This window comes from Thalassotalea sp. PS06 (assembly GCF_007197775.1).
Classification (GTDB): Bacteria; Pseudomonadota; Gammaproteobacteria; order Enterobacterales; family Alteromonadaceae; genus Thalassotalea_A.
On the sequence record NZ_CP041638.1, the window covers coordinates 942,320 to 953,903 of the forward strand.

The following is an 11,584-nucleotide window of genomic DNA, read 5'->3' on the forward strand; positions in this document are numbered from 1 at the left end:
TTAATGAACGATAAGCGGGGCCATCCAACGCAATTGCCAAAAGAGCATATTGATTGGGTCGTCCAACCCATCACTCGTTTTATTAAAGTTGAAGCAGCTGCAGGAGTAGTATTGCTGCTATCCACCCTATTGGCATTATCGCTAGCAAACTCACCGCTGCGAGAATCGTTTAATAGCTTGTGGCATGTATCGCTTGGAATAAACATCGGCACTATTGCTTTTGAGCGCTCGTTGCATGGCTGGATAAATGATGCGGTGATGACGCTGTTTTTCTTTTTAATTGCGTTAGAACTCAAGCGAGAGCTAGTGCTTGGAGAATTGCGTAATCCACGCCTTGCTATGTTATCTATTTCCGCTGCGGTAGGCGGAATGTTAGTGCCCGCACTGATTTACCTGTTTTTCCAATATGGAGAGCTTGGCCAAAGCGGGTGGGGAACCGTTATGGCGACGGACACGGCGTTTGTGATTGGTTGCTTAGCACTGTTGGGCACGCGAATTCCTAAGAGCTTGAGAATATTCATGTTATCACTAGCTGTAGTTGATGACATCGGTGCCATTATCGTCGTCGCCGTGGGTTATGGTAGTGACATTAATTGGCTAGCCATTGGATTCGCGTTACTCGGATTCATCGTTGTTAAAGTCATGGCATTTATCGGAATCCGCAGTATGGTCTTGTTCTTTATAGTGGGGATTCTGATCTGGTTGGCGGTTGACGCATCAGGTATCCACCCAACTGTCACTGGCGTCATTCTGGGGTTAATGACGCCAACAACAAAATGGATAAGCGATGACCGCCTGCACACTATTATGGATTGCGTGGTGGCTTATCCGCCGGGTGAGCATTGGAGTGGTGATACCCCCGATCGCAAAGCATTGAAAACGGCTGAGGCGGCTGCTCGTGAAGCACTGTCACCGGTAGAGCGTTTAGAGATGATGCTTCACCCTTGGGTAGGATTTGTTGTGATGCCCTTGTTTGCCCTTGCTAACGCGGGGATATCATTCGCAGGAATAAACATCAATTCTCCAATCACCATGGCGGTATTTCTTGGTTTTGTGATAGGCAAACCCTTCGGTGTCTTCTTGTTCAGTTGGGTTGCGGTGCAACTGCGATTCGCTGTTTTGCCTTCTAATTTAAGTTGGCGAATGATCCTCGGTGGCGGCATGTTGGCGGGTATCGGTTTCACTATGGCGCTATTTATTGCCAACCTGGCTTATTCCTCGGAACAAATTAATGCCGTGAAACTTGGTATCCTCTCGGCGTCTGTTTTCTCCGCTTTATTGGGTTACCTGGTGATACGGTATTTTTCCGTGTCGACTAACAACGCAGATGTGACGCACGTTTCCTGACATAAACAGGATCAGCGGGTGCCTAAAATTTAGGAGCATTGACATGATGCCTACAACGAAAAAACAATGGCGGGAACGCTACTTAACTACGTTGGGCGAAAGCGGCAGTGAAAATAGGTTTTGGTCTTTAAAAAAATTGGCTCAGGATTATGGCTTTGTACTGGGTGAACAGCCTTTTGTTACGAGGCTATTTTTAGAAAACGTCATGCGGAACTTTGAAAGTCTCGCAGACAAGGCAAACATAGCATCCTTACAGACTTTGATTAAGGCGTTGAGCTCCGGTGATTACTCAAGTGATTTTGAATTTCAATTCTATCCTGGCCGAGTACTTATGCAGGATTACACGGGCGTGCCCGCCTTGGCAGACTTGGCGGCGATGCGCGACACTCTACTTGCTGCAGGAGGCGATGCAGAAAAGATCAATCCTATGTGCTCCGTGGATCTAGTGATCGATCACTCTGTTATAGTCGATGAAGCTGGTTATGCCGGTGCGCTGGAGCATAATCGTCAACGTGAAATGGAACGTAATCAAGAACGTTATCAATTTCTAAAATGGGCCCAAGGCTCTTTCGATAATCTTACCGTTGTTCCGCCAGGCAATGGCATTTGCCATCAAGTTAACCTCGAATATTTTGCTCAGGTGGTAAACGAAAAAGACGGCGTGCTTTTTCCTGATACCTTAGTAGGAACTGACAGTCATACAACAATGATCAACGGGCTTGGTGTGCTTGGTTGGGGAGTGGGCGGCATTGAGGCTGAAGCGGTTATGTTGGGGCAACCGCTTAGCTTAAACGCTCCCATTATTGTTGGCGTAAAGTTAGAGGGTGAATTAACCCCCGGAGTGACAGCGACCGACTTAGTGCTCAGTATTACTGAAATTTTAAGAAATTACGGTGTGGTCGGTAAGTTTGTCGAATTTCATGGCGCTGGTGTTAGCGCTCTGAATGTTGCTGATCGCGCTACCATCGCCAACATGGCGCCAGAATATGGCGCCACTTGTGCGCTGTTTCCAATTGATGCAAAAGTGATCGAGTATTTAACCTTAACGAATCGCCCTGCGTCATTAGTTAAACGAGTTTATGACTATGCTGTTGCCCAGGGATTGTTTTACGACACAGATCATGAAACAAAATCGCCCATTTATATTGAATGCTTAGCAATTAATTTGAATGACATTGTTCCGAGTGTTGCGGGCCCCAAGCGTCCACAAGATCGGTTGCCACTAGCGGCCATCAAACGCAAAACTCTGGAAGAAATTGAGCTGTCCGGGCATGCTTTGCCTGTTGAAACTAAACAAAGACAGTCAGAATCCAATCAAGGCCAGTCACAGTTAATAGATGGTGATCTCGTGATTGCCGCGATCACCTCGTGCACCAATACATCTAACCCCAGCGTTATGTTGCTTGCCGGCTTGCTGGCCAAGTCAGCAGTCGAGAAAGGCCTCACCGTTAACCCTCATGTTAAAACATCGCTTGCACCAGGCTCTCAGGTAGTTGCTCGGTACCTTGATTCGTCAGGGTTGCAAGCCTATCTTGATCAATTGGGGTTTCAGCGGGTCGGCTTTGGCTGCACAACCTGTATTGGCAACTCAGGCCCTTTAAACGACGATCTTGAATCAGTGATTAAGCAGGGTAATTTGCAAGTCAGTGCTGTGCTGTCAGGGAACCGTAATTTTGAAGGCAGAGTTCATCCAGCTGTTCGGCTCAACTGGCTGGCTTCGCCGCCGTTGGTGATCGCTTTTGCATTGGTAGGACATACTCGCATCAATTTTGACATCGAGCCTTTAGGCCTTGATAAAGAAAACCAGCCTGTTTTTTTACGCGATATATGGCCACAAAACTCCCAATTAGAGCATGCGATGGTAGCGGTCAATCAAACGCTTTACGCTCAGTCTTATAAAAATATATTGCAAGGTGATCAGCTTTGGAATGACTTGCAGGTAGAACAAACAGTCTGCTTCCCATGGGACTCGGCGTCGACTTATATCCGAAAGCCACCTTTTTTAGATAGGAAGGATAAACCTGGCGCCGTTTTTGGGGCAAAAATATTAGCGATACTGGGTGACTCCATTACAACGGATCATATTTCTCCCGCCGGTGAAATTAGTGTTGATAGCCCCGCAGGTGACTATTTATCTAAACAAAACATTTTACGTGAGCAATTTAACAGCTATGGCTCACGTCGTGGTAATCATGAAGTGATGGTGCGAGGCACCTTTGCGAATAAGCGCCTAAAAAATAACATGGTGACGCCCTTGGAAGGCGGGTTTACACGCCAGTCGAATGATTTTTCTAGAGGGTTGAATTTGGCTGAGCCTGTTTCCATTTTTTCGGCTAGTCAGTATTACACAGACAATAATATTCCTGTGGTTATTTTTGCCGGTAAAGAATATGGCACGGGGTCAAGCCGGGACTGGGCAGCCAAAGGATGCTTACTATTGAATGTAAAAGCTGTCATCGCAGAAAGCTTTGAACGCATTCATCGCAGCAATTTGGTGGGGATGGGTATCATGCCATTGCTACTCCTACCTGAAGTTACGCTAAAAGATTTAAAATTGATTGGTGACGAGAGCATTACCATTCAATGGCCGGTTGATTTAGATGAAAAAAAACTGGAACCCAAGCAAAGGTTGTCATTGGTAATCACAAGCGTTCATCCATCATCCAGCAAGAGCTCAGCGCCTGCAAGTCAGACTATTTCCGTTATTCTAAGAATCGATAATTCTCGAGAACTTGACTACTTTTTTGCTGGAGGCGTTCTGCCCTACGTTGCTCAACAATTTATCGGCAAGTAATCAATAAATCGAGACAGGTGAGCGATATCATGAGCACAAAAAATTCGAAGGAAAAAAGCAAAGAAGCTCCATTGGGAAACCAACAGGGCGATAGTGCTGAAAATATCTTTGTCAATAAAAATGGCGAGCTTTGGGGTAAGCAAACTCAGCTCTCGCTAAAGTATTTTGCTATCGGAAAGCACACCTTCGAAAACCAATTTATTGATGCCCTGGTTTCAATAAAGCGCGCCTGCGCACAAGTCAATCATGGGTTAGAACTGATTAGCAACGAGCAGCTTGAAGCGATTATTCATGCCTGTGACGCGATTCTTAATGGTGAGCACTACGATCAATTTCCATTACGAGTTTGGCAAACGGGATCGGGCACACAAACCAACATGAATATCAATGAGGTCGTTGCGTCACTGGCCAATGCCTTTGTGCGCGATAACAGTCCAAAGGGTATTTCCAGCGACGTTGCGCGCTTACATCCCAATGACCACATTAATATGTCGCAATCGTCCAATGATGTCTTTCCTACGGCGATGCATATCGTTGTAGCTCAGCAGACATTGGAGCGACTGGTGCCATCATTAGAGCAGATGGCGCGAGAGTTATCTCAAAAGCAATCAGAATTTGATAGCTTCTATACCGTAGGACGCACTCACTTAATGGATGCATTACCCATCAAAGCTGGAGTTCTATTGTTAGCTCACGAACAGCAGGTGACAGCTGCTAAAAGGGCGATACAAGAGAGTCTCTTCCCGGTGTATCAGTTAGCCCTTGGTGGAACTGCAGTAGGTTCGGGTGCTAATGCCCCAGAGTTATTCGGTCAGCACGCGATAGCGCTGTTGGCTGAGCAGTACCAGTTGCCATTTATTCAACACCCAAACCTGTATGCGGCGGTTTCGGGAGAAGATGCGTTAGTACGGTTAAGCAGTTCACTTAAACAACTTGCAACGACCTTATTTAAAATCGCCAATGATTTTCGATTGCTGGGAAGTGGGCCGCGCTGTGGTTTGAATGAATGGAAATTGCCCGCCAATGAGCCGGGTAGCTCCATTATGCCTGGTAAGGTAAACCCGACTCAATGCGAAGCGTTAAGCATGGTTTGCTTACAGGTGTTTGGTAATGATCTTACCGTGTCGTTAGCCGCCTCCAATGGGCAGCTACAACTAAACACTTATCGGCCAGTGATTATTCACAATATTTTGGAGAGCATCGAATTGCTCGCTGATGCAATGACGTCATTTTCGAAAAATACCATTCGAGGATTAAAGCTCAATCATGCTCAAATTGATGTCAATATGCGTAACAACTTGTCAGTTATTACATTGCTTGCACCTAAAATTGGTTATGACGTAGCGTCCACTATTGTTCATCGAGCAGATAAAAAAAATGAAACGTTGGCGCAGGCGGCGGAAGCTTTACATCTGTTTACTCAGGCTGAATTCAAGTGCTTAATAGACGAGCAGTTGAAAATCCTGTTATTGAATCCAGAAATGAATAATGAGTAGGATATGAAAAATAGCGTATGGTTAAATAACCAAGAAAGACTTATTCTGCTAAGACTAACGAACTAAAATCTCCAGTTTTTAAATTCACAATGAGATTTTATTTTCGTTATATCAACACTAATCTGAGTGTCCGTTAAGTGTCAGTAGGCTCTAAACGCTGCTCATTTATATTATTAACAATTCTTCTGAAAGCGCTATAAATACTGACAAGTGCCCAGCAAGTGCCTATGTAGGGGCGCTTGCTGTTGTTTTGTAGTGGGTTTATGGTCGCAAACCCACGTGCTAGGTGGGCTTGAGTTGTTTTAAAAGTGGTGGAGCGGGGGGGAGTTGAACCCCCGTCCGAAAAACCTACATCCTCGGTCCTACATGCTTAGTCACTCTTTTATTTAACCAGTCAGTCGCCGAGCGACAGGCTACTTTCTGGTGAGTCTGATACTGTTTCGCGGTTCACCGTCAGACACAGTTCCCTCGCTAACCCATTTAGTATGACCATCGCATCACTAGCCAATAGGTGAGGCTATGTGAGGATGGCTAGCATTAAGCTGCTAGTGCGAACGTTTCGTCGTTTGCAACTATAGTTTTGCGGCTTTTTACCAGGCCAACCGCCCCTGGGCATGCACCTTGGGTTTCGTGAATCCCGTCGAATCCTAAATCCGCCCCAAAGTAAGCTGGTTGTTTAGACTCTTAATTTGCTATTAAGTTCTACAACCGAACCGCTATTGTAGCCGTTCTTGGGCGCGCAGACAACGTGAGAGTAATTTCGCCAATAACTGATTGTAAATTCATCAAAACAATCGCTAATCTTGTAATAACCGACAAGTTCAGCGTATTATTGATGCTAGGTGGTCGTACCAGATGCGGCAATACAATGAAAATAGCAAAGATAAAAAATTAAGTAAGGGTGTTTTATGGCACAGCCTCCTAAGGTTCTCGATGTATACAACAAGTGGACTAAGTTCTCATTTGGCAAGCGATTGTTTTCCTGGTTTTTCGCCCAGTGGGCACCGTATTTTAAAACCATTAAGCCGTTGGTGTTGGATTTAGAACCGGGTAAATGTGAAGTTCTGATCAAGAAAAAGAAAGCGGTGCAAAACCATATTGGTACCGTCCATGTCATTGCTATTTGCAATGGTCTGGAAATGGCGATGGGTGCTTGTGCTGAGGCGACCATTCCAAACCATTTACGTTGGATCCCAAAAGGTATGACCTTAGATTATACCGCCAAAGCGGGCAGTGATATCCGTTGTGTTGCAGATTGTCGAGATATGACCTGGGAAGAAGGGGATTTTCTGATGCCGGTTACTGCATATGATGAAAATGATGTGGTTGTTGTTCAAGGCCATATCAAACTATGGGTAAGCCTGAAACCTGCCAAAAAGTAAAACCCAAGGGTGACGAAATAAAAAAGCTCCGGATATCGGAGCTTTTTTATGAGTAACTATTATTTCCTGATAAAGCTTACTGTAAGTTTTTCTTCATCAGGCGACCCTGATCAACTTTCCACTCGCGCTCTTTAATATCAGCTCGCTTATCATGAGTCTTCTTACCTTTACCCAGATAAAACTCCAGTTTTACCCAACACTTCTTCCAGTACATTGCGGTTGCAATTAACGAGTAACCATCGCGCTCGACGCTACCGGTTAGCCGGTCTAATTCACGGCGGTTCAATAATAGTTTACGGCTGCGGGTTGGATCGCACACCACATGAGATGATGCGGCATTGAGAGGCAGTATCTCGGCACCTACCAGATACGCTTCGCCATCTTTCATCATGACGTAGCAATCGGAGATATTGACTTTGCCGCTGCGAATGCTCTTGATTTCCCAGCCTTGCAGACTCATACCAGCTTCAAATTTGTCGGTAAGGGTATAGTTGTGCCTTGCCTTTTTGTTTAAAGCGATAGTGTTGCTATTTGATTGTTTCGATTTTTTCTTTCCCATAACGGCGGATATTATACGTAAACAAATATTGAATGATACTCAAAATCCCGATTTTTCATGGTTAATTCTTCAGGCTCAGGTACCATTTTTCAGGCAATTGATTTTTAATGAGGTTTAATCAAGGCTTTGTTATCATAGCGCAATATTTTTTTAGGGGGTTGAATGCCTGCAATTAATCGAAGTGCGCTGGTAATGTATAGTGCCGCGGATATGTTTAAGTTGATTAACGATATCCCGTCCTATCCACAATTTTTACCCGGTTGTAAAGACGCTAAGGTATTGGCGGAAGAAGGCAATAGCATGACCGCATCTTTGTTGGTCTCCAAAGCTGGTGTCGAAAAGTGGTTCACAACTAAAAATGATCTTGTCGTTAATGAGCGGGTGAGTATGAGCTTGCTCGATGGGCCATTCAAACAATTAACCGGCGACTGGATCATCACGCCGTTAAGTGACACGGCCTGTAAAGTGTCATTGCAGTTAGAATATGAATTTTCCAGTAAACTTATCGAATTAGCGATAGGCAAAGTATTTAATACGCTCACCAATAATATGGTTAATGCATTTACACAACGCGCGAAAGAGGTTTATTCGTAATTATGAGTGTTGAACAATTATTAATTGAAGTTGTGTATGCCTTACCGGATAAACAGACCCTGCTTTCATTGCATGTGGATGAAAACTCCAGCATAGAGCAGGCAATTAAGTGTTCAGGTATTTTGGAACAGTATCCACAAATTGATCTGCAAAAGAATAAGGTAGGGGTTTGGAACAAGGCGGCTAAATTGACCGATATTCTCGAAGATGGTGACCGTATTGAAATTTATCGCCCACTCATTGCCGATCCGAAAGAGGTTCGCAAACGCCGAGCTGAAAAGGCCAAGGAAGAAGGTCGTGCCGACAAGGTGACCGGTGGCAGAGTTAATCCGCTGCGCGGCGGAAAGTCTTAAGAGAGGCGCATCTTCACATTGAGCGAAGATGTGCAGCTGAATTTTTCTAAGTTTTTGGGTAGTGTTTAGAAAGAGAAAAGTTTGGCCAGTTTCGAAGACTGACACTGTTCATCGTCTTCGTGAGATTTACCGTTGAATGTTTCCTCAACCAGAGCAAAAAAGTATTGCACCCGATCCTGGGCTTTCATTGCCGTTTCAAAAAAACTGTTAGGCTTGCTCGCACTTTGGCTAACGACGCGGTAGCTTGGCACTTCAATTAATTGTACCAATGGCTTATTAATCAAGGCATCGTAAGCAGTGAAATGGTTACCAGTTACTGTGGTGATGTTTACGTGCATGTCTTTGGTAAAATGCACTTTCGAATCTTCAACACCGAACACCGATGTTGAAACAGAAAACGTTAGCAAGGATGCTAACGTTAACGAGATCGCGTTTTGTGTCCTTTTCATGCTTCCCCCTCGTTGGAAGTCTTGCCGTAAGTTAACAACGCTATTAGCTGTTTGACTGCCCTTTCCTGTACTACTGAACTTGTTCCAGTTGATCTTATTGTCATATAGCTAATTCGCCATAATAAGGTATGAAATAATTTCAGAGAATACCAATCGTATAAGGTGAACCCACTTTATCGCAGGTTAAACGACATAATAGGTTACAAATTGCTGCTTGAAAGTTGATAGCCTCTAAAATCCTGACGCTATTTTATGGCGCTTGAGTAGTCAGTGCAAATGAAACTTTTATGATGATTCCTCTATTTTCAAAGAAGTTTTTGTAGGAATTTTTTACACCTTGCTTGATGCTGCTTCTCGAATCATCTAACTCCCTTTGTTTATCTACCTGTTTTTTCGTAGGAAATACGAAAGATTTCATAAATGGCGTGAAGATTGCAGTTCCCTGCCTGCACTTCATTTGTATTGCGGAGGTTTTATTAAATGAAACTGCTTAATTTGGTAAAAGTTGTAACATTGGCAAGTGTGCTGTCCTTCAGCTCCGTTGCTAATGCAGCATTGGTCAAGTTGTTGGACTTTGGTGAATTGGCTGATGTTATCGGTGAAGGTAATGTTCCAAATCCATTCACGTTTGAAGATTTACTTGGTATTAGTGGGTTTGACGTAACCATTACCGCGACAAAAGATGGTTCTGGTGAAGGTGTATTCCATTATCTGGATAAAGGCTCCGGTTTAGGGGTTTGTCCATTTGAGGAAGGTTGTGCGAAAGATCCGGAAGACAATGCAAACGTAGGTGAAGGCTTTATCTTTGAGTTTATGCTCGATGGTGTTGCTTTGGGTGTCGAAGACTTCTCAATTCTGGTTGTTGGCCATGAAAACGAAGGCGGCATTATGGAAGGCACTATGGTTATGATGAGTGACGGTATGACGTTCTCACCAACCAATGATATGCCTGTCTATACCTACGCTGAAGGTGGAGATACGTTCTCGTTTGAAGTATCAACCGGGGAAATTTATCTCGGCTCTATTTGGATTGACGATGGTAGCTTGCCACCGCAAGGCATTCCAGAGCCAGCTAACCTTGCATTAATGGCGTTAGGCTTACTAGGACTTGTGGCATCACGTCGTAAGCTTCTTCGCTAATTATTGAGCTGTGCTCAATGTTAAAAAAGTCAGCATTTATGCTGACTTTTTTTTGCACATGGATGTGCTTGGTCGAAATATTGTCATCCATGATATTTCGACATTCAGTAAGTCCCTTTACATCGTCGAAATATTGTCATCCATGATATTTCGACATTCAGTAAGTCCCTTTACATCGTCGAAATATTGTCATCCATGATATTTCGACATTCAGTAAGTCCCTTTACATCGTCGAAATATTGTCATCCATGATATTTCGACATTCAGTAAGTCCCTTTACATCGTCGAAATATTGTCATCCATGATATTTCGACATTCAGTAAGTCCCTTTACATCGTCGAAATATTGTCATCCCTGATATTTCGACATTCAGTAAGTCCATTTACTTCGTCGAAATATTGCCATCCATGATATTTCGACATTCAATACGTCCTTGTATCTTGTCGATATATTGTCATCCCTGATATATCGAAATATCGTAAATCCCTTTACTAATCCTCCGGTACAGGCGTTGTTACTTACAAAAACGTCGGCAAAGCTGCTAAGTCATCTCAATTTTGAAAGAGATATCGACTTTATGCGTATCTCTCAATGTCGCTATTTTTTACACCGTCTGCTGTGTCTCGGCCCATTAAAATCAATGGGTTTAGCTATGTTTATGAAATCAATAGTAAAATAAAAAAAGTGTCAGGTTGGCCTGTTACTTGCTCCTTCTACATCGGATTTCATTCGACGTTTGGAGGTAATTTTTAATGAAAATCCTGAATGTGTTAAAAGCCACTGCTTTAGCGGCGATATTATCAATTAGCGGCGCAGCCAACGCTGAACTCGTTAAGTTAATTGATTTTACCGACCTTGCTAATGAACTTGGGGATACTGTTATCCCTGATAACCCCGCAACGTTTGATCTAAGCGCTTTTGCCGAAGGTCTAACCGTAACCATTACTGCAACTCCTGAAGAAAACTATCACTACCTAGATGAAGGCGCAGGCCTTGGTATTTGTGACACCCTAGAAGGTTGTGTCGCCGATCCAAGCGATAACGCTAACGTTGGTGAAGGTTTCATCTTTGAATTTGCATTAGACGGTGTTGCTTTCCTTCCAGAAGGCTTCTCAATTTTGGTCATTGGCCATGATTTTGAAGGCGGCATTATGGAAGGAACCGTGGTTTCAATGAGTGATGGTGGTGAGTTTATGCCAACCAATGATTCGCCAGTTTATACCTGGAGTGAACCAAGTGAATCATTCTCTTTAGTGGTTACTGCGGGTGAGATTTATCTGTCTTCTATCTGGTTTGATGATGGCAGCTTACCACCTCAGGGTATCCCAGAGCCAACTAACATTTTATTGATGTCTTTGGCATTAATTGGCTTAGTTGTGTCTCGCAAAAAATTTAAGTAAGAGTCTTTAAAAGGAATACCATTTTAGGTTGTAGTCAATTTACATTGACACCCAAACACCTCTTGAAAAG

General features: G+C 43.8%; 10 protein-coding genes and 1 other RNA gene. 8 read left to right on the forward strand and 3 right to left on the reverse strand.

The annotated features are described in order from the left end of the window. Positions 1–3: 3 nt before the first annotated feature. Genes nhaA through FNC98_RS04115 form a run of 3 tightly spaced genes read left to right on the forward strand, consistent with a single transcriptional unit; the run spans position 4 to position 5,637 of the window. On the forward strand, positions 4–1,347 hold the full coding sequence (gene nhaA / locus FNC98_RS04105) for a Na+/H+ antiporter NhaA (RefSeq protein ID WP_143580068.1): 1,344 nt from the start codon (positions 4–6) through the stop codon (positions 1,345–1,347). A 43-nt stretch (positions 1,348–1,390) separates the two neighbouring features. Next, a complete protein-coding gene (acnA, locus tag FNC98_RS04110; RefSeq protein WP_143580069.1) occupies positions 1,391–4,141 on the forward strand; it encodes an aconitate hydratase AcnA in 2,751 nt (916 codons plus the stop codon). A 29-nt stretch (positions 4,142–4,170) separates the two neighbouring features. Further along, positions 4,171–5,637, forward strand: coding sequence for a class II fumarate hydratase (locus FNC98_RS04115; protein WP_143580070.1), 1,467 nt, complete (start codon positions 4,171–4,173; stop codon positions 5,635–5,637). Positions 5,638–5,946: 309 nt separating this feature from the next. On the opposite strand, the gene ssrA is transcribed toward FNC98_RS04115, so the two are convergent. Further along, positions 5,947–6,297, reverse strand: a transfer-messenger RNA (tmRNA) gene (gene ssrA / locus FNC98_RS04120). A gap of 248 nt (positions 6,298–6,545) precedes the next feature. Between ssrA and FNC98_RS04125 the strand changes: the two genes are divergently transcribed. Further along, positions 6,546–7,019, forward strand: coding sequence for a hotdog fold domain-containing protein (locus FNC98_RS04125; RefSeq protein WP_143580071.1), 474 nt, complete (start codon positions 6,546–6,548; stop codon positions 7,017–7,019). A gap of 76 nt (positions 7,020–7,095) precedes the next feature. Here FNC98_RS04125 and smpB read toward each other — a convergent pair whose 3' ends face one another. Next, the gene (smpB, locus tag FNC98_RS04130; RefSeq protein ID WP_143580072.1) at positions 7,096–7,578 is read right to left on the reverse strand and encodes an SsrA-binding protein SmpB; all 483 of its coding nucleotides are present in this window, start codon (positions 7,576–7,578) and stop codon (positions 7,096–7,098) included. 162 nt (positions 7,579–7,740) lie between these two features. On the opposite strand from smpB, the gene FNC98_RS04135 reads away from it, so the two are divergent. Both FNC98_RS04135 and FNC98_RS04140 read left to right on the forward strand, forming a co-directional pair. Next, positions 7,741–8,172, forward strand: a complete 432-nt coding sequence (locus tag FNC98_RS04135; RefSeq protein ID WP_143580073.1) for a type II toxin-antitoxin system RatA family toxin — start codon at positions 7,741–7,743, stop codon at positions 8,170–8,172. Positions 8,173–8,174: 2 nt separating this feature from the next. Then, complete coding sequence (locus tag FNC98_RS04140; RefSeq protein WP_143580074.1) at positions 8,175–8,525, forward strand: RnfH family protein; 351 nt, start codon at positions 8,175–8,177, stop codon at positions 8,523–8,525. 65 nt (positions 8,526–8,590) lie between these two features. Here FNC98_RS04140 and FNC98_RS04145 read toward each other — a convergent pair whose 3' ends face one another. Beyond that, positions 8,591–8,974, reverse strand: a complete 384-nt coding sequence (locus FNC98_RS04145) for a hypothetical protein (protein WP_143580075.1) — start codon at positions 8,972–8,974, stop codon at positions 8,591–8,593. Between the two features lie 480 nt (positions 8,975–9,454). Here FNC98_RS04145 and FNC98_RS04150 point away from each other — a divergent pair, with 480 nt between their 5' ends. Then, positions 9,455–10,114, forward strand: coding sequence for a PEP-CTERM sorting domain-containing protein (locus FNC98_RS04150; RefSeq protein WP_143580076.1), 660 nt, complete (start codon positions 9,455–9,457; stop codon positions 10,112–10,114). A 752-nt stretch (positions 10,115–10,866) separates the two neighbouring features. Continuing rightward, complete coding sequence (locus FNC98_RS04155) at positions 10,867–11,514, forward strand: PEP-CTERM sorting domain-containing protein (RefSeq protein WP_143580077.1); 648 nt, start codon at positions 10,867–10,869, stop codon at positions 11,512–11,514. The last annotated feature ends 70 nt before the right edge of the window (positions 11,515–11,584 follow it).